Annotated in this window: 18 protein-coding genes and 1 tRNA gene; 7 read left to right on the top strand and 12 right to left on the bottom strand. The window is 64.7% G+C overall.

Annotated elements, in window-relative coordinates:
• Positions 1–130 precede the first annotated feature (130 nt).
• The gene (locus WC729_RS12985; RefSeq protein ID WP_372853370.1) at positions 131–517 is read left to right on the top strand and encodes a hypothetical protein; all 387 of its coding nucleotides are present in this window, start codon (positions 131–133) and stop codon (positions 515–517) included.
• A 10-nt stretch (positions 518–527) separates the two neighbouring features.
• Here WC729_RS12985 and WC729_RS12980 read toward each other — a convergent pair whose 3' ends face one another.
• The 9 genes from WC729_RS12980 to WC729_RS12940 form a co-directional block, all read right to left on the bottom strand.
• A complete protein-coding gene (locus WC729_RS12980; protein WP_372853368.1) occupies positions 528–1175 on the bottom strand; it encodes a TetR/AcrR family transcriptional regulator in 648 nt (215 codons plus the stop codon).
• A 60-nt stretch (positions 1176–1235) separates the two neighbouring features.
• Entirely contained in the window at positions 1236–2201 is a 966-nt protein-coding gene (locus WC729_RS12975; protein ID WP_372853366.1) for a hypothetical protein, read from the bottom strand.
• Between the two features lie 427 nt (positions 2202–2628).
• Positions 2629–2964 carry a DUF423 domain-containing protein gene (locus WC729_RS12970; RefSeq protein WP_372853364.1) on the bottom strand — a complete coding sequence of 112 codons (336 nt, stop codon included), beginning with the start codon at positions 2962–2964 and terminating at the stop codon, positions 2629–2631.
• Positions 2965–2974: 10 nt separating this feature from the next.
• A complete protein-coding gene (locus WC729_RS12965; protein WP_372853362.1) occupies positions 2975–3352 on the bottom strand; it encodes a diacylglycerol kinase in 378 nt (125 codons plus the stop codon).
• Positions 3349–5103 (bottom strand): cation:proton antiporter, encoded by a 1755-nt coding sequence (locus WC729_RS12960; RefSeq protein ID WP_372853360.1) that lies wholly within the window; start codon positions 5101–5103, stop codon positions 3349–3351. The genes WC729_RS12965 and WC729_RS12960 overlap by 4 nt, the downstream gene beginning before the upstream one ends.
• Entirely contained in the window at positions 5100–5534 is a 435-nt protein-coding gene (locus WC729_RS12955; RefSeq protein ID WP_372853358.1) for an iron-sulfur cluster assembly scaffold protein, read from the bottom strand. The genes WC729_RS12960 and WC729_RS12955 overlap by 4 nt, the downstream gene beginning before the upstream one ends.
• Complete coding sequence (locus WC729_RS12950) at positions 5531–6097, bottom strand: CvpA family protein (RefSeq protein WP_372853355.1); 567 nt, start codon at positions 6095–6097, stop codon at positions 5531–5533. Before WC729_RS12950 ends, WC729_RS12955 begins: the two co-directional genes overlap by 4 nt.
• A gap of 103 nt (positions 6098–6200) precedes the next feature.
• Positions 6201–7574, bottom strand: a complete 1374-nt coding sequence (gene radA, locus WC729_RS12945; RefSeq protein ID WP_372853352.1) for a DNA repair protein RadA — start codon at positions 7572–7574, stop codon at positions 6201–6203.
• A gap of 178 nt (positions 7575–7752) precedes the next feature.
• Entirely contained in the window at positions 7753–8460 is a 708-nt protein-coding gene (locus WC729_RS12940) for a glutathione S-transferase family protein (RefSeq protein ID WP_372853350.1), read from the bottom strand.
• A gap of 130 nt (positions 8461–8590) precedes the next feature.
• Here WC729_RS12940 and WC729_RS12935 point away from each other — a divergent pair, with 130 nt between their 5' ends.
• Positions 8591–9742 (top strand): glycosyltransferase family 4 protein, encoded by a 1152-nt coding sequence (locus tag WC729_RS12935; protein WP_372853348.1) that lies wholly within the window; start codon positions 8591–8593, stop codon positions 9740–9742.
• A 197-nt stretch (positions 9743–9939) separates the two neighbouring features.
• Here the strand turns inward: WC729_RS12935 and WC729_RS12930 are convergent, their stop codons facing one another.
• Together WC729_RS12930 and WC729_RS12925 are read right to left on the bottom strand one after the other, a co-directional pair.
• Positions 9940–10260 carry a DUF2218 domain-containing protein gene (locus tag WC729_RS12930; RefSeq protein ID WP_372853346.1) on the bottom strand — a complete coding sequence of 107 codons (321 nt, stop codon included), beginning with the start codon at positions 10258–10260 and terminating at the stop codon, positions 9940–9942.
• Positions 10261–10350: 90 nt separating this feature from the next.
• Positions 10351–10926 carry a PadR family transcriptional regulator gene (locus tag WC729_RS12925; protein ID WP_372853344.1) on the bottom strand — a complete coding sequence of 192 codons (576 nt, stop codon included), beginning with the start codon at positions 10924–10926 and terminating at the stop codon, positions 10351–10353.
• Positions 10927–11171: 245 nt separating this feature from the next.
• Here WC729_RS12925 and WC729_RS12920 point away from each other — a divergent pair, with 245 nt between their 5' ends.
• The 5 genes from WC729_RS12920 to WC729_RS12900 all read left to right on the top strand — a co-directional run bounded on the left by WC729_RS12920 (position 11172) and on the right by WC729_RS12900 (position 14123).
• Positions 11172–12485 carry a replication-associated recombination protein A gene (locus WC729_RS12920; protein WP_372853342.1) on the top strand — a complete coding sequence of 438 codons (1314 nt, stop codon included), beginning with the start codon at positions 11172–11174 and terminating at the stop codon, positions 12483–12485.
• Positions 12482–12832, top strand: a complete 351-nt coding sequence (locus tag WC729_RS12915) for an MmcQ/YjbR family DNA-binding protein (RefSeq protein WP_372853340.1) — start codon at positions 12482–12484, stop codon at positions 12830–12832. Before WC729_RS12920 ends, WC729_RS12915 begins: the two co-directional genes overlap by 4 nt.
• Positions 12829–13179 (top strand): hypothetical protein, encoded by a 351-nt coding sequence (locus WC729_RS12910; protein ID WP_372853338.1) that lies wholly within the window; start codon positions 12829–12831, stop codon positions 13177–13179. Before WC729_RS12915 ends, WC729_RS12910 begins: the two co-directional genes overlap by 4 nt.
• Entirely contained in the window at positions 13160–14029 is an 870-nt protein-coding gene (locus WC729_RS12905; protein ID WP_372853336.1) for a hypothetical protein, read from the top strand. The genes WC729_RS12910 and WC729_RS12905 overlap by 20 nt, the downstream gene beginning before the upstream one ends.
• 18 nt (positions 14030–14047) lie before the next feature.
• A tRNA-Thr gene (locus WC729_RS12900) sits at positions 14048–14123 on the top strand.
• Positions 14124–14480: 357 nt separating this feature from the next.
• On the opposite strand, the gene WC729_RS12895 is transcribed toward WC729_RS12900, so the two are convergent.
• The gene (locus WC729_RS12895; protein WP_372853334.1) at positions 14481–16139 is read right to left on the bottom strand and encodes a DUF6065 family protein; all 1659 of its coding nucleotides are present in this window, start codon (positions 16137–16139) and stop codon (positions 14481–14483) included.
• Between the last annotated feature and the right edge of the window lie 735 nt (positions 16140–16874).

The raw sequence follows: 16874 nt of genomic DNA, 5'->3' as shown, positions 1-16874 counted from the left end.
ATCGACATTGCGCTTGCAAAGGGTGCACCTGGAGCCGGTCATTGTCTCAGCGTAACAGTCCGTGGTTAATTGTTCCGGAACGGAACCAATGCACAGCTTGTCGATACGCTGACGCCAGCGAAGGAATATCATGATGCTCCTGCTCCTGGCGCTCGCCGCTCAAGAACCGCCGCCCTCCTGCTCGATCCGAGCCAGTTGCGACGCGGCGATGACCGCTGTCATCCGCGCGTCCGACAGCGATCGCGATGGCCGGCTGAGCCGCGCCGAATGGACGGCGATGGGCGAGAAGGCGCTGACCCGGCTTCCGGTCGTGCCAGCGGAGATCGAGCGTCTGAGGCGCGACATCGCGGCGGATTTCCGTGCCGAAGATATCAATGGCGACGGCTATCTCACGCATGGCGAGATGCTGGACGTCAGACTGGCCGCCTTTCCCTGCCTCGACAGCGACGGCGACGGCACCATTTCAGACGAAGAACGGGAACGCGCCTCCCAGTGCGCCCCCGAAGCGCGCCGCTAGCCCGGAAGCATCATTCCCGCAGGAACACCCGGATCACCGCCTCCGCATGCGCGTCGATCTCGGCCGGCGCGTGGACGTCGCGACCTGCCACGGCCCGTATTTCCGGCGCGAGCAGATAGGGCATCTGGCAGGCGGCAGTGAGCATGAGCGATAGCGTCAGCGGATCGACGTCGGGCAGATTGCCGCTCTCGCGCAGCCGCTCGACGACCGGCTGGTACCAGCGATAGCCCTGGCCGATATAGCGTTCGGCGGTCCATTCGAGCTCGGGGCCTTCGAGGATCGAGAGCTGCACCATCAGCCGGGCATGTTCCGGATGCCGGGCGCAATAGCCGACATACCAGCGGATAAAGGCCTTGAAGCCGGCCACGCCGCCTTTGGGCTCGGACACCGACAGCGAGGCCGGCAGCTCGCGTTCCATGCGATCGAACAGGAAGGCGATCGCCTGGCGCCACAGCTCTTCCTTGGTCCGGTAGATATGGCGGATCATGCCGTGCCGGACGCCGGCATCCAGCGCGATGTCGCGCAGCGATGCGCCTTCGAAGCCGCGCCGCGAGAAATGATCGACGGCGCTCGCCAGGATCGCCTTGCCGGTATTCTGCAGCCGCTGCTGGCGGATCGAAGGCGTGTCCGGCGCTTTGGTCGATGATGATGCCGTCACGTGATCCTCTCGGGGGTTGCCGCAGCGTATCGGCAACCCCGTCGAAGCGAAAGTGCGGGATCAGGGGATGTTGCTCGCCACCCCCTGCCAGTTGGTCGTCTCGGTGAAGATCTCGCCGCCCGAGGCGACAAAGGCCTGGCGGCCGTCGGCGGCGCCCATCAGCTGCCACATCATCCAGGCGGTCGAATAGCCGAGATAGCCATGGACGCCGTTGCTGCACGGAAAGGCGGCCCCGGCGCAGGTCGGGTTGCCCTGCACGTCGTTATGCGCGGTGCCCTTGATGAGCCCCTTGGCCTTGAGCAGCGGCGCCGGCGTCGCGTTGTAATAGGCGGTCAGCGAGTTGAGCTGACCCGGCGGAATGAGCTGGGTATCGGGCGAGATCAATATGTCGGTCGAACCGCTGACATAGAGGATCGATCCGCTCGTCGCCGCCGCCAGGTCGCTCGTCAGCAAGCAATTGCTGGCGGGATTGCACCAGGACTGGCGCGGCAGATGGAAGGTCACCGCGGTGCGGATCGCCCCGCCCGATTTCAGCATCGCGTTGACCGCGCCCGAGGCGCCCTGCGAATGGCCCATCGCGCCGATCCGCGTGGTATCGAGCTTGCCGTAGAAGATGCTGCCGCTGTCGGTGTTGCGCGCCTTGATATAGTTGGCGCTGTCGATCACGGTCTGGCCGGTGCCGGTCGTGCCGTCACGCGTCGCGATGACGACGAAGCCCCATGAGGCGAGATGGCGGAGCAGATAGGCATAGGTGGTAGCCGGGATCGGCGTGGTGCCCGATCCGTTCGCCCAGACGATGATCGGATGATGAACGCCGTTCGCGCCGAGATTGGCCGGGTAGAAGATGTCGCAGGCATTGCCCTTTGAGTCACAACCGGCGGGGGTGAAGCTCTGGGCAACCGTCCAGGCGCCATCGGCATAATATTTCTGCTCGATCGGCTTGGTCGGCAGGTTCGGTCCTGCCGAAGCCGGGACGGTCAAACAGGCGGCACAGGCGGCCGCCGCCAGGAAAATGGCTTTCTTCATGTTGTCCTCTCCTCGGGTCGTCGACATGTGCCGATCGATCGACAGGATGACATGAGAAGAAAGGCGGAGCAAGTTCACTATCCATTAGGATAGCGAATACGCGGCACCGGCGCGTTCGCAGCCTTTTTCCGACAATTAAGTAAAGAACGAGCCGGTGCACCCCCCGGCAGGGGATGACATGCCAGATCCTGTCCCATGATTGAATCGGCGGCGGCAGAAGGACGAGCGGCAAGAGATATGGGACACCACCTTGTCCCATATCTCCCGCCAAACCACCGAGCCCCTTAAATAATATTATTATATATCAGCTACTTATTGAAAAGACGGTGACCCAGAATGGGCACTGATATGGAACACGCGGAGAGTTGCCGACATAGCTGCGCCCGCGCGATCTCCGCCCGGCACGACTGGATCGAACGCGCGGTGCCTAGCCCCTGCGCGTGGCGAGCCAGGCAAGCCACAGCCAGCCTGCGATCAGCAGCACCCCGCCGATCGGGGTGATCGCGCCGAGCCAGCGCGGCAGACCGAGCGCCATGAGATACAGCGTGCCGGCAAAGATCGCGCCGCCGGCGAGGAACAGGACTGCCGGCCCCTTGGCGTCGAGCCGCAGCACCGCGAGCGCCCCGATCGCGTGAAGCAGCTGATATTGCGCACCGGTCTTGAGCCAGTCGACCGCGGGGCCGCTTGCGCCATGGGCGCCGAACGCACCGGCGGCGACGGCGAGCGCGCCGGACAGCGCTGCGAAAAGGACGATCGGGTTCATGGCGGCTCCTTCAGCTCTCCAGCGAGAGCAATTGCGCCCAGACATAGGCCGATCCGAGGACGACCGCCCCGAACAGCGCCGCGCAGCTGATCGCCAGCACGGCGCCGGCCAGCATGTCCTTGATGACCTTGATCTCGGGGTGGATCTCGGGGTGGAGCAGGTCGATCAGCGCCTCGAGCGCGCTGTTGATCAGCTCGAGCGCGAGCACCAGCGCGCAGACCAGGACGACGAAGGCCCACCAGATCGGCGAGGGCTGCAACACGCACAGGGCAATGAAGGCGAGCAGCGCGCACCACGCCTGAGTCCTGAAACTCCGCTCGCGCGCCCATGCGGCCTTCCAGCCAGCCAGCGCAAAACCGATCCGCGCGGCGAGCGAGCGGTTCTTCATCCTGCGTCTTCCGCGCCGCGCAAGGGTTGCGTGATGACCTTGTCGACCGCGGCACGCAGATCGCCGGCCTCGACCTGGGCCTTGAGCCGTTCCTTGTCGCGGGCGCGGTACATGTCCTCGGTCCGGGCGATCTCCTCGTCGTCGACGCCGAGGCTCGACAGCGCCATGCGCGCCATCTTGATCGCGGATTCGAGCACTTCGCGCACCACGCCGCGTACCGGCGCGCCCTTCAGCTTGATCAGCGAGCGCCGGTCATAGGCCCGCACGAAGATCGCCGCCCGGGGGAAGGCCTCATGCACGGCCTCGACCATCTCGGGCGTGATCTGGTCCCCGTCGGTGCAGAACAGGATCAGCTCCGCATCGGCGCCGCCCGCCTGACGCAGCATGTCGAGCCTGGTGCCGTCGCCGTAATAGACTTTCGCGCCGAAACTGCCCGCTACGTCGATCATCTCGATATCGGTGTCGATCAGGGTGACCGGCACGCCCTGCGCGATCAGCATCTGCCCGACCGTCTGGCCGAAGCGCCCATAACCGACAATCAACGCGTTCGCGCCATCCGAGATCGGGCCTTCGCGGGTGCCGCCGTCGGTCTCGGGCTCGGTGCGAATACGCTCGGTTGCCTTCATCAGGAAGGGCGTGGTCGCCATCGACAAGGTGACGATCGCGCCGAACAGGCTCGCCGCGGAGGGTTCGATCAACATCGCGTTCTGCGCCTGGGCGAACAGCACGAAGCCGAATTCGCCGCCCTGGCTGAGCAGCAGGCCGAGCGCGAGCGCACCGCGCCACGTCATCTTGAAGAGCAGGCCGATGCCCATGATGATCACGAGCTTGGTGGTGATCAGCGCCAGCGCCATGCCGACCACGAAAAAGGGCCGCTCCGCGATGGCATGCAAATCGAGCATCATGCCGACCGCAAGGAAGAACAGGCCGAGCAGGATCGAACGGAACGGCTCGACATCTGCCTCGAGCTCGTGCCGGTAGGGGCTGTCGGCAAGCATCACGCCGGCGACGAACGCGCCGAGCGCGGTCGACAGGTGCAGCGCCTCCATGATCGCCGCTGCGGCGATGACGGTGAACAGGCCGGCGAAGACGAACATCTCGCGCTCGCCCATATTGCCGATGATGCGGAACAGGGGACGCAGCGCATAGCGCCCGAGCAGCACCAGGCCGGCGACTGCGACGATGGTGTAGAGGAAGAGCTGCCAGCCCGGCGGACCCGCGGCGTCGGCCGGGTTGCGCGACATCACCGCGACGATGGTGATCAGCGGGACGATCGACAGATCCTGGAACAGCAGGATCGAGAAAGCGCGCTCACCGAACGGGGTGCGCATTCGGCCGGCCGATTGCAGCATCGGGAGCACCTGCGCGGTCGAGGACAGGGCAAGCGGCAGGCCAAGCGCCAGCGCGGCGGCAAGCGAGGATTGCGTGATCAGCCACACCACCAGCGATACCGCGATACCGCACAGCACGACCTGCATCAGGCCCAGACCGAAAATCTCCTTCTTCAACTGCCACAACCGCTGCGGATTGAGCTCGAGCCCGACGATGAACAGGAGGAGCGTGATGCCGAGTTCTGCCACGCCGATCTTCGATTCGGCACCGCCGACCAGGCCAAGCGCCTGCGGCCCGACCACGGCGCCCGCGACGAGATAGCCCAGGGTTGCGCCGAGCCCGAAGCGGCGGAAGATCAGTACGAAGACGAGACCGGAGCCGAGCAGGACCACTGCGTCGAACAGCAGGGATTCGCTCATGCGTGGAGCCTCGTACGGGCGGCTTCGGCGGCCTCGGCGGCTGCCTCGAAGGCCAGCCGGATCGAGGCATGGCGCGCGCTGTGCGGCAGCGCGGGGGTGAACAGGTTGAAACCTGGCCAGTCGGGCAAGGGCCCCTCGCCTGCCAGCCATGCCGTCAGCGCGTCGCGCGCGATAGCGAGTTCCTCAGGCGATTTGCCGATCACGCTGGCACCCATCAGCGACGAGGATGCCTGACCGAGCGCGCAGGCTCGCACCAGCAGGCCGACTTCGCTCACCCGTCCCTGATCGTCCACATTGACGTCCACCGTCACGCGACTGCCGCAGACGGGCGAGCGCTTTTCCGAGCTGCCCATGGGATCGGTCAGCCGATCGTGATGCGGGATGGTCGCGGCGAGGCGCAGGATCTCGGCATTGTAAAGCGGGGCGTTCACGGGCGCGCCTCGCTGACATTCGCTGCTTCCACGGCATTGTCCGCGGCGCCGAACACGGGTTTGCCCTTGCGCCGGCGATCGACGAAATCGGCGATGCTCGCGCTGGTCGTGTTGAGCAGCGGATAGGTCCGAGCCGAGGTCAGCCATTCGGGGCGATGAGTCGGGCCGCCGCGCACCGTATCCGTCATCAGCGCGACGAGCAGGAAGCCGAGGCTGGCGAGGATCAGGCCCTTCAGCGCACCGAAGCCGAAGCCAAGCGCGCGATCGACCGGACCCATGACCGAATCGCGGGTGCGCGATCCCAACGCGTTTGCGACCGCGCGTCCGGCGAAATAGGTGACGCCGGCGATGATCGCGAAGGACAGCACCGCGGCGCCAGTGGTCGTGCCGACCGAACCCGACAGGACCTGAGTCAGCGGACTGTGGAACAGCTTGAGCGCGAAGACGATCGCGACCCAGGCGAACAGCGAGAGAATCTCGGTCACGAAGCCACGCATCAGGCCGAGGATGGCGGCCCCGCCGACCGCGATCAGTACGAGGATGTCGAGTGCGGTCAGTCCCATGATACGCCTTGGCTTTCCCCCGGTTCACTGCCGGCAGCGGGCTCTCGACAAGCCCGGTTTCTGCCCGGCACGAATGGCAGGTAGGTGTCTTCGGCGTCCAGCGCTAGCCGCGCCCCAGCATATGGTCAACGAACTGACCGAGCGTGCGGAAACCCGACAGCTTGAGCGGGGTCTTCTCATTGGTGATCGCCGCCGGCACCAGAGCGCGCTCGAACCCGAGCTTGCCCGATTCCTTGAGCCTGAGCGCGCCGTGCGCGACGGGCCTGATCTCGCCCGACAGCGCGATCTCGCCAAAGGCGACGGCGTCCGGCGGCACCGGCCGCTCGGACAGGGCCGAAACAAGCGCCGCCGCCACCGCCAGATCCGCGGCGGGATCCTGTACGCGGTAGCCGCCGGCGATGTTGAGATAGACTTCGCAGGACGAGAAGCTGAGGCCGCATCGTGCCTCCAGCACCGCCAGGACCATCGCCAGCCGACCCGAATCCCAGCCGACCACCGCACGGCGCGGCGTGGCGCCGCTGGCGAGGCGGACGACCAGCGCCTGGATCTCGACCAGCACGGGGCGTGTACCCTCGAGCGCGGGGAACACGGTCGTGCCGGTCACGCCCTCGTCGCGCTGCGTCAGGAACAGCGCGCTCGGGTTGGAAATCTCGGCCAGCCCTTCCGCCACCATCGCGAACACGCCGATCTCGTCAGTGCCGCCGAAGCGGTTCTTGATCGCGCGGAGGATGCGGTATTGGTGGCTGCGCTCGCCTTCGAAGCTGAGCACCGTATCGACCATATGTTCGAGCACGCGCGGGCCGGCGATGCTGCCGTCCTTGGTGACATGGCCGACCAGCACCACGGCGGTGCCGCGTTCCTTGGCGAAGCGGATCAGTTCCTGCGCCGAGGCGCGGACCTGGCTGACCGTGCCTGGGGCGCCCTCGATCAGGTCCGAATGCATGGTCTGGATCGAATCGATCACCAGCAGGGCGGGTGCCGGCCCCTGACGCATGGTCGTCAGGATATCGCGCGTAGAGGTAGCAGCGGCAAGCTGCACGGGCGCATGGCCGAGACCGAGCCGTCGCGCGCGCAGGCGGACCTGATCGGCCGCCTCTTCGCCCGAAACATAGGCGACCGAAAGACCGGCCAGCGCCATCTTCGCCGCCGCCTGGAGCAGCAGCGTCGATTTGCCGATACCGGGATCGCCGCCGATCAGCGTTGCCGACCCCTCGACGAAACCGCCACCCAACGCCCGATCGAATTCAGCGATGCCGCTCGGCAGGCGTTCGGGCAAGGCGACTTCGGCGTCGAGTCCGACCATCGTCATCGCGCGGCCACCGGACTGGAGGTTATGCTTGGCCTGGAAGGGGGTGACGGTGCCGCCGACTTCCTCGACCAGCGTGTTCCATTCCGCGCAATCGGCGCACTGCCCCGCCCAGCGGTTCGCGACCGATCCGCAGGCCTGACAGACATAGCGTTTCTGGGGTTTCGCCATGGAGTGGCCTTAGCGAGAAAAGAACGAGGGGGGAACAAACTTTTCCGAGCACCCACACTTCGTCATGCCGGATTAGTTCCGGCATCCACCGTTCCACCAGCCTCAAGGCCGATGACGTGCGGCACGGTGGCCCCCGGAACAAGTCCGGGGTGACGTGATGGGTGAGGTCAAGTGGCGATCAGGCCGGCTTTGCGGGAATGGTCAGGCCGCGCTGCACCGCAGGCCGCGCGAGGCCGCGTTCGAGCCAGGCGCCGACATTCTTGAAGTCATCGAAGCCGACCAGATCGCGTGCCTCGTAGAAACCGATCAGATTGCGCACCCAGCCAAGCATCGAGATGTCCGCGATCGTATAGTCACCGCCGAGGAACCAGTCCTTGCCGGCCAGTGCGCCGTCCATCACGCCGAGCAGGCGCTTCGATTCGTCAACGTACCGGCCGAGCGGACGCTTGTCCTCCCAGTCCTTGCCGGCGAATTTGTTGAAGAAGCCGAGTTGGCCGAACATCGGCCCGACGCCGCCCATCTGGAACATCACCCATTGGGTCGCCTCCCAACGGCCAGTGGGATTGGAAGGGATGAACTTGCCCGTCTTGCCGGCGAGGTAGAGCAGGATCGCGCCGCTTTCGAACAGGCCAAGCGGCTTGCCGCCCGGTCCGTTGGGATCGATCATCGCCGGTATCTTGCCGTTCGGGTTGAGCGAAACGAATTCAGGCGATTTCTGGTCGTTGGTGGCGAAATCGACGAGGTGCGGCTCATAGGCCAGCCCGGTTTCCTCGAGCATGATCGACACCTTTACGCCATTCGGCGTCGGCAGCGAATAAAGCTGGATGCGGTCGGGATGCTGCGCAGGCCAGCGTCTGGTGATCGGGAAATCGGACAGATCGGTCATTAAAGTCTCCTTCGCGTCTGAACGTAGGACACTCATGGCCCCGATTCACCTCCCCGCATGAACGGAATTTAACCCGGGCGCGCTCCGCGCGGAGATTGGCGTTTCGCTCCGGCAGGTATATGCGCCCGCCATGCAAGCGAAAGACCTCCGCGTCGCGCTGTTCAGCGGCAACTACAATTATACGCGCGATGGCGCGAACCAGGCGCTCAATCTTCTCGTCGGCCATTTGCTGAAACAGGGGGCGACGGTGCGCGTCTATTCCCCGACCAGCCGACGCCCCGCCTTCGCCCCGACGGGCGACCTGGTCAGCGTGCCGTCGCTCAAGCTTCCCGCCGGCCGCGCGGAATACAAGCTCGCGCGGGGCATGCCGGCGAAGACACGGGCTGACGTCGACGCCTTCGCGCCGAACCTGATCCATGTCTCCGCGCCCGACTGGCTGGGGCATGCCGCGGTGCGATATGCCGAGAAGAACGAGATTGCCTCGGTCGCGTCCTATCACACGCGCTTCGAGACCTATGTCCGCTATTACGGCATCGGTTTCCTCGAGCCGATCATCATCAACGCCCAGCGCAAATTCTATTCGCGCGTCGACGAAGTGCTGGCGCCGAGCCAGATGATGGGCGAGATCCTGCGCGACTGGGGCGTGACGGCGCATATCTCGCGCTGGTCGCGCGGGGTGAACCACGACCGGTTCAATCCCGGGCGCCGCGACATGGAATGGCGCCGCGGCCTGGGCATCGCCGATGACGAGATCGCGGTCGGTTTCCTCGGCCGGCTGGTGAAGGAAAAGGGCCTCGACGTCTTCGCCGAGGCGATGCACGCGCTCGACGCGCGGGGCGTGCGGCACAAGACTCTGGTGGTCGGCGAAGGCCCCGCGCGTGACTGGTTCGCGCAGGAGATTCCGGACGCGGTGTTCGCCGGGTTCCAGTCGGGCGACGATCTGGGCCGCGCGGTCGCGTCGATGGACGTGTTCTTCAACCCCAGCGTGACGGAGACCTTCGGCAACGTCACGCTCGAGGCGATGGCAGCAAAGGTGCCGGTGGTCGCGGCGCGGGCATCGGGCGCGGTGGGGCTGATCGATGACGGCGTCACCGGGCTGATCGTCGATCCGACCGACATCCAGGGCTATGCGGACGCGTTGCAGCGCTTCTGCGAGGATGACGGCTTCCGCCATTCGGCCGGGGAAGCCGGGCACGCCAAGGCCGCCGGCTATCGGTGGGAAACGATCAACCAGGCGGTGCTCGACACGTATCTGGCGGTGCTCGAGCGACGGGGGAAATAGTCGGATCGTCATCGGCCGACGCGGCCAGGCGCCCATTTGCCGGGCGCCCATTTGATAGTCGAGTGCGACCAAATCGACGCGTCACCCCGGACTTGTTCCGGGGTCCACGGCGCCGCAAACCAAAGTGCCGATGGATGTGCGGCACCGTGGATGCCGGAACAAGTCCGGCATGACGGTTAGGCTTGGTCGGAACGACTCTAGCTGGCGTGCTTCCAGTCGAAGGGCAGCGGTGCCTCGCGGAAGGCGAAGCGGTCGAGATGGCGGGCGACGGCGCCCTTCAGGCCTTCGAGCTGCTCGGGCGAGGTCGCATCGATCCTGACGTCCAGCGCGTCGGAACGGGCATCGAAGGTCACCAGCCCATCCCCCGGATAGTCGGCGCCACGCGCGTCCTTCGGGAAAACCACGGTGCCATGCTCAGGCGTGAATTCCACGGTCAGGTTGTGCTGCCAGTGCTTGCAGAGCTGCTGGAGATATTTGCTGCCGCTTGTGGTGGGCACGCGGGCGGTTGCGCTGTCCATGAGCGCGGTCCTTTCCTTGTCGGGTCGTCGGAACCGGCGACCGGGTCGATGCCCAGCCGCCGGCGCAGCAATTGCAGGCGCGTCACGCGCTTACTTCAGCCGCTCGATCTTCTGTGCGGCCTCGTCGATCAGCGCCGCGATGTGGTGCAGCGTGTCGCCATCGACCTCGCCGGCGCCGAGCTTCTGCTGCAGCACGGCCTTGAGGTTGCCCATGGCGCGACGGACCGGGCCGCCGCTGGTGCGCTCGCGCATCGAGCCGAGATCCTCGAGCCGGGCGAAGAGCGCCTCGACCTCTTCCTCGCGCTCGGTGAGCAGCGCCTGCCCGGCATTGGTGATCGCGTAGAGCTTCTTCGACCCTTCCGATTTCTGCTCCTCGATCAGGCCCATGTCGTCGAGCATGGTCAGGGTCGGGTAGATCACGCCGGGGCTCGGCGCATAGGCGCCGCCGGTGCGCTCCTCGATGTCGCGGATCAGGTCATAGCCGTGACGCGGCTGCTCCTCGATCAGCTTGAGCAGGACGAGGCGAAGCTCGCTGCCGTCGAACATCCGGCGACTGCGGCCGCCGCGCTCGCCGTGCCCGTGCACTTCCCATTGGAAGGAGAAGGGGCCGCGCGTGAAGCGCCCACCCCGGGGGCCGCAGTCGCGGCCACGCATATGATGAAACATGTATCGTCTTTCCTTTTGTGTATCACGATGCGTCTAAGATATATCTTGAGTCGGTTTTGACAAGAGGAAATTTTTCCCTTTCTTCCCCGGCGTAGGCCGGGGCACGGCTGGGAGACAGAGGGGGAACAGCGACTGCGCATCATCATCATTGCAGCTTTCCCAACTGGACCCCGGCCTTCGCCGGGGAAGCGACAATGGTTTTGCCGGGGTGGCTACAATCGGCCGGCCACCCTATGTTCCTCTGCATGGCCGACCTTTTTGCCACCTATGATCCCCCTGCCCGCGACACGCTGACGGAGAATGCGCCGCTCGCTGACCGGCTGCGGCCGCAGCGGCTGGAGGATGTCGTCGGGCAGGAGCATCTGACGGGTCCGGAGGGTGCGATCGGGCGGATGGTCGCGGCGGGGCGTCTGTCGTCGATGATCCTGTGGGGCCCTCCCGGCACCGGCAAGACCACCATCGCCCGGTTGCTGGCCGATGCGGTGGACCTGCGATTCGTCGCGATCTCGGCGGTGTTCTCCGGCGTCGCCGACCTGAAAAAGGCCTTCGCCGAGGCCCGCGAGCATGCCCGGATCGGCAAGCGCACCTTGTTGTTCGTGGACGAGATCCACCGCTTCAACCGCGCGCAGCAGGACGGCTTCCTGCCCTATGTCGAGGACGGCACCGTCACCCTGGTCGGCGCGACCACCGAAAACCCCTCGTTCGAGCTGAACGCCGCGGTGCTGAGCCGCGCGCAGGTGCTCATCCTTCATCGCCTCGACGCGGCGGCGCTCGGCAAGCTGCTCGACCGCGCCGAGGAGACGATGGACCGCCCCCTGCCCCTCACGTCCGAGGCACGCGACGCGATGATCGCCAGCGCCGATGGCGACGGGCGCTTCCTGCTCAACCAGGCCGAGACGCTGTTCTCGGTCGACCTGCCCGAGCCGCTCGATCCGGCGGGGCTGTCGGCGTTCCTGCAACGGCGCGTTGCCGTCTACGACAAGGATCGCGAAGGACATTACAACCTCATCTCCGCGCTGCATAAATCGATGCGTGGGTCCGACCCGCAAGCGTCGCTCTATTATCTCGCGCGCATGCTGACGGCGGGCGAGGAGCCGCTCTACGTGCTCCGCCGCATCACGCGGTTCGCCAGCGAGGATATCGGGCTGGCCGACCCCAATGCGCTGGTGCAATGCCTCGCCGCCAAGGATGCGTATGAGTTCCTCGGCTCACCCGAGGGCGAGCTCGCGATCGCGCAGGCCTGTCTCTATTGCGCCGTCGCGCCCAAATCGAACGCGGCCTATGCGGCACAGAAGGCCGCCTGGCGCAGCGCGAAGGAAACCGGATCGCTGATGCCGCCGCAGAACATCCTCAACGCCCCGACCAAGCTGATGAAGGATATCGGCTATGGCAAGGGCTATGCCTATGACCATGACACGTCGGAAGGGTTCTCCGGATCCAATTACTGGCCCGAGGAGATGAGCCCCCAGACCTTCTACAGCCCGACCGACCGCGGCGTGGAAAAACGGATATCGGAGCGAATGGCCTATTGGCAGGAGCTGAAGGAGCGCGGCGAATGAGTCTCGACTGGAACGGTGTCACGGCATTCGCACTGGGGCTGCCCGATACGGAGATATCGACCAGCTATGGCAAGCCGGCGATCAAGATCGTGTCGAACGGTCGCGCCTTTCTCCATCCCAGCCGGGAGGCGGATTCCTTCGTGCTCGCGATCGACATCGACACCAAGGAAATGCTGATGGAGACCGATCCGGACACCTTCTGGCAGACCCCGCATTATGAAGGCTGGCCCGGGGTGCTGGTGCGCTACGACAGCGACGATCCGGAGCGAGTCCATGCGATGATCGAACGGTCTCGCGACTGGAGCGCTGCACGACCGCGCCCGAAGCCGCGCAAAGCCAAGGCATGAGCTTCAGCTGGGACGAGGCAGTCGCCTTCGCCCTGACCTTGCCGGGCGTGTCGATGGGTGCCGGCGCGCGAGGATCGACCTCGCCGCAGGTGCGCGGGAAACAGATCGTGTCGGAGGGGCGGACGCCGGGCGATTTCGTGCTGCGCGCGACGCGCGAGGAGATCGGCGTGCTGATCGAGACCGATCCGGACTGTTTCTGGCAGACACCGCAATATGCGGGCTGGCCCTGTGTGCTGGTGCGATCAGCGGCAGCCGATCCGGAGCGCCTGCGCGTGCTGATCGAGCGCGCCTGGTGGGACCGCGCCTCCGGCGCGCAACGAGCGAGGCATGGTGGCGACCGCCCCTGATCATTTCACCCGTTTCGCCGCGATCGACTGGTCGGGCGCCAAAGGCCAATCCCATCCCGGCATTGCGCTGGCGCTATGCGACGCAGGCGACGCCGCGCCCGTGATCGTCGATCCGCCGGGCAAGGCCTGGTCGCGCACCGAGATCCTCGAATGGCTTCGCGCCCGCGCCGACGAGCCGCTGCTGACGGGGTTCGATTTCAGCTTCTCGCCGCCGATCCTCGAGCGCGGCGCCTATCTGCCCGGGGAGGATACGCCGGTCACCTCGCGTGCTTTCTGGGGCTATGTCGATGCTTCCAGCCCCGACATGGATCTCGGCGCGGCATCCTTCCTGGAAAGCCGGCGCGGGCGGCATTTCTATCTCGGCGCGGCCGACGGGCCGAAGGCCGGTTTCATCCACCTCCGCCGCAGCGAGATGCACTACAAGGCGGGCGGTGGGCACAAGCCCTCTTCCCTCTATGATGCGATCGGGGCGGCACAGGTGGCGAAGGCGAGCTTCGCCGGCATGCGGTTGCTGCACCATCTCGGCGCAGCGATTCCCGTCTGGCCGTTCGATCCGGTGCCCGACAAGGGTGCCATGATCGTCGAGATCTATACCTCGATCGCTGCCCGCGCGGCGGGCAAGCGCAAGGGCCTGAGCAAGTTCCGCGACGGCGCAACGCTGGACGTGGCGCTTGCCGTGATGGGATCGAAACCACACGCGCCGCTCTCCCGCTATACCGATCATGCCACTGACGCGATCCTCACCGCAGCCTGGCTGCGCGCCAATGCCCGGCGCGCCGATTTGTGGAATCCGCCGGACCTGACGGCCGATATCGCGCGCCGCGAGGGCTGGACCTTCGGCGTCGTCTGACGCATGGAGCGGCCGGATGCCGGTTTAGCTCAGCTGGTAGAGCAGCGGTTTTGTAAACCGAAGGTCACGGGTTCGATTCCTGTAACCGGCACCACCTAACGCATTATTCTATAGTCTTTTTTGACGCCTCAATCAAGGCGCTGCAGCGCTCAATTTTGAAAACTAGGGTTTTTCTGGGGGTTTTTTGAACCCTCAGATTCAAGTGACGAGTCGGCATTCTTGAAGCCGACAGGTCGGCACCACTTCCGGATTCGATGTGCCTCTTCATTCGAATCGAGCTTTCGCAGGGTCGCCAGTCAAGCGATTTATCATGCTGTTTTTGCGTGACAAAAGCTTTGCGGTGGGTTCAAGAATCTTCGGCGAATTGCATTTGGAGAGCGCGCCCGGTTAGGCCACGTGCCGGACACCGAGTGATCGAGAATTCTATCGGTCGGCTTCAAGCACGTTAATCCTACGCCGCTGGGTATTCCCGAAAGAAATCATTCCTCCATTTGAAATTAGTATAGGTGATTGAGACCGAAAAATCGAGGGATTCGACCTGGTGCCACCATCCAATCGGGATGAACAATGCTTCGCCCGGTTGGAGATTGACTTCGTGGAAGCGCACATTCTGCAGGTTACCAAAGGCATTGAGATCGAGACCCGGATCGGTGACGTCCCTGACCTTGCTAAACACATGCTTGTCATTGTATAGCTTGGGAAGTTCGGTCGCAGCAGCGAGAATGATACGCTTGCGCCCCATAACTTGCACGAGCAGATTGTTGGTCAGGTCGTGGTGAAGCGCGGTGAAGGTGCCCTGCGGACCGATCCACATCATGCCGCCGGGATCCCCGTCGTCTTGGGCCAGGAACTTGTCCAGACGGCCGATATCGGCCTGTAGCGGCGCAAGGGCGGCGGCATTGCCCGCCGAATTGTAGGCGGTGAGATAGGCATCGTTCCCCGGTTCGGTCTCGATCATCTCGATGAAACGATCGAACGGCATCTGCCGCTTGTGGACGTCCTTGAAGCGCTCGAAATCGGCGCTGGCGGTGCGTCCGCCCTGATACTCGATCGTGACGCTGCCGAGCTTGTCGCGCAAATATGCCGGGTTCCAGCGTTCGAGCGCCGGCCAGGACCCGATTTCTCCAGCGATGACCACGGGACGGCCGGGCGCATAATATTCGTCGAGAAATTCCTCGCTGGTCAGTTCCTCCCCGACGAAGATTTCGCTCGCATTGGCGGAGAGCGCGCGTTGCCGTTCGAGCGTATCGAGCAGCCACTCATATTTCGCGCGTTCGTGATCGGGCCGTGGTGCGGCCGACTCGGGCGTTGCGCCGGGCCGGGCATCGCCCCGCGCCGGTTTCGCCATCGCATCGGGCGCGCCGCCGGTCAGTTCGGCATGCGCGAACGGTCGAATCTGGAGCTTGGTCTTATGATCCGTGACCGGACAGGTACCGTCTGGATTCTGGCCGCGATAATAGAGCTTCTGCCACCGCTCGGACGGCTTCTCGGGCGGGTGGGCGCGCACTTGCGCCTGGAAGGCGTCACGCGAGCGCGACCATTGCTCAAACATCGCCTTGAGTTCGGGCGCATCGTCGATCGACACGAATGTCGGCGCGGTGCTCTCGACCAGACCGCGCTGCACCGGGAAGATGTGCGCAATCGGCTCATTTTCCTCGAACCGCACCGGGTGATGCGGTCGCGTCAGCCGCCAGTTCATGGTGAAACTGTAAGGCGACCAATCGGTTTCGATAATGCCGGTCAGTGGCGCTACGCCGTCCTTGAAACTGTTCGGTGGCCCCGAGACATAAAGATTCCAGCCCGGCGTGGTTCGCAACAGCCCCGCGATGTGAAGGGTGAACGTGCCTTGCCCGAAAAGCGCGACCGGGCGTCCATCCGACCCGGCGTCCGCATCGGCGGTGACCGTCACGTCCTCGACCGCGTTGCCACCGTTCCAGACAGCCTCGAACCCGCAGGGGCTGAGAATTTCCCAACCGTGACTGTTGGCGATGCCGAGGGGAAGGCAACGATAAGGGAAAGATTCCGGCGCGTCGTCCATCCACGCTCGCCTGGCGGCGGCCGGGCGGATGCGCGGTTCCCAGCCGGGATACACAAAGCACGATAATTCCATTGCCACTTTCCTCGCGTCGCTCTCGCTCGGGATCCTGCGCGGTTAGCTAGCTTGGTCGACCTGTCGAAGTCTATGGGCGCGACTTGAGTTTCAATAGGCTGATCATCGCGGACATGAGAAGTCACCTTGGAATTGAGCCGACTGGGGATATCGTCGCCGATCGACGATCGGGGCATGATGGAATCATGAAGTATAAGTGACAGATTATTCAGCCAATCACGAACGATAGCGCCGATCACGCATGGAAGAATGGTTAAGATACTGAAATAGAATAGCAAAGAGGAAAATTCCTTGCCGGCTCATATGAGGACAGCCTGCCAAATGTTTGTCCTTTGATTATTGATCCGAGATGACATAACTTGTTGTTTCCATATCGTTGTTTACATTGCGGCCTTTTGGGGGAACAAAGATGCGCAACCAGAGGAAAATCGCGGGGAAAATCCTCGTACTTACAGCTATTTCCTCAATGGTTGTTAGTCCCGTTCTTGCCGAAACTGGCGGACAGACGCCCCCAACCACGCACAAGCCGAAACATCCGCGTCGCCCGGGCCATGGTGGAGGCGGCGCGGTGAAATTCGTCCTCGCCGCAGCAGCGGCCGGCGGGATAGCCGCAGCGGCAGCGGGCGGGTCTTCGCCGACTCCCACGCCGACGCCGACCCCCACACCGACGCCGACCCCCACACCGACGCCGACCCCCACGCCGACGCCGACCCCCACGCCGACGCCGACCCCCAC

Source organism: Sphingomonas sp., assembly GCF_041661825.1.
Lineage (GTDB): Bacteria > Pseudomonadota > Alphaproteobacteria > Sphingomonadales > Sphingomonadaceae > Sphingomonas.
The sequence above is the reverse complement of the archived record's forward strand: the minus strand, read 5'-3'. Positions and strand labels throughout refer to the sequence as shown.

What these genes read in the sequence shown, in the direction of transcription:
- WC729_RS12985 (WP_372853370.1), top strand. Translation starts at nt 131, where the DNA reads ATGATGCTCCTGCTCCTGGCGCTCGCCGCTCAAGAACCGCCGCCCTCC.
- WC729_RS12950 (WP_372853355.1), bottom strand. Translation starts at nt 6,097, where the DNA reads ATGGGACTGACCGCACTCGACATCCTCGTACTGATCGCGGTCGGCGGG.
- WC729_RS12925 (WP_372853344.1), bottom strand. Translation starts at nt 10,926, where the DNA reads ATGTTTCATCATATGCGTGGCCGCGACTGCGGCCCCCGGGGTGGGCGC.
- WC729_RS12895 (WP_372853334.1), bottom strand. Translation starts at nt 16,139, where the DNA reads ATGGAATTATCGTGCTTTGTGTATCCCGGCTGGGAACCGCGCATCCGC.
- WC729_RS12975 (WP_372853366.1), bottom strand. Translation starts at nt 2,201, where the DNA reads ATGAAGAAAGCCATTTTCCTGGCGGCGGCCGCCTGTGCCGCCTGTTTG.
- radA (WP_372853352.1), bottom strand. Translation starts at nt 7,574, where the DNA reads ATGGCGAAACCCCAGAAACGCTATGTCTGTCAGGCCTGCGGATCGGTC.
- WC729_RS12920 (WP_372853342.1), top strand. Translation starts at nt 11,172, where the DNA reads ATGGCCGACCTTTTTGCCACCTATGATCCCCCTGCCCGCGACACGCTG.
- WC729_RS12960 (WP_372853360.1), bottom strand. Translation starts at nt 5,103, where the DNA reads ATGAGCGAATCCCTGCTGTTCGACGCAGTGGTCCTGCTCGGCTCCGGT.
- WC729_RS12970 (WP_372853364.1), bottom strand. Translation starts at nt 2,964, where the DNA reads ATGAACCCGATCGTCCTTTTCGCAGCGCTGTCCGGCGCGCTCGCCGTC.
- WC729_RS12910 (WP_372853338.1), top strand. Translation starts at nt 12,829, where the DNA reads ATGAGCTTCAGCTGGGACGAGGCAGTCGCCTTCGCCCTGACCTTGCCG.
- WC729_RS12965 (WP_372853362.1), bottom strand. Translation starts at nt 3,352, where the DNA reads ATGAAGAACCGCTCGCTCGCCGCGCGGATCGGTTTTGCGCTGGCTGGC.
- WC729_RS12915 (WP_372853340.1), top strand. Translation starts at nt 12,482, where the DNA reads ATGAGTCTCGACTGGAACGGTGTCACGGCATTCGCACTGGGGCTGCCC.
- WC729_RS12940 (WP_372853350.1), bottom strand. Translation starts at nt 8,460, where the DNA reads ATGACCGATCTGTCCGATTTCCCGATCACCAGACGCTGGCCTGCGCAG.
- WC729_RS12930 (WP_372853346.1), bottom strand. Translation starts at nt 10,260, where the DNA reads ATGGACAGCGCAACCGCCCGCGTGCCCACCACAAGCGGCAGCAAATAT.
- WC729_RS12905 (WP_372853336.1), top strand. Translation starts at nt 13,160, where the DNA reads ATGGTGGCGACCGCCCCTGATCATTTCACCCGTTTCGCCGCGATCGAC.
- WC729_RS12935 (WP_372853348.1), top strand. Translation starts at nt 8,591, where the DNA reads ATGCAAGCGAAAGACCTCCGCGTCGCGCTGTTCAGCGGCAACTACAAT.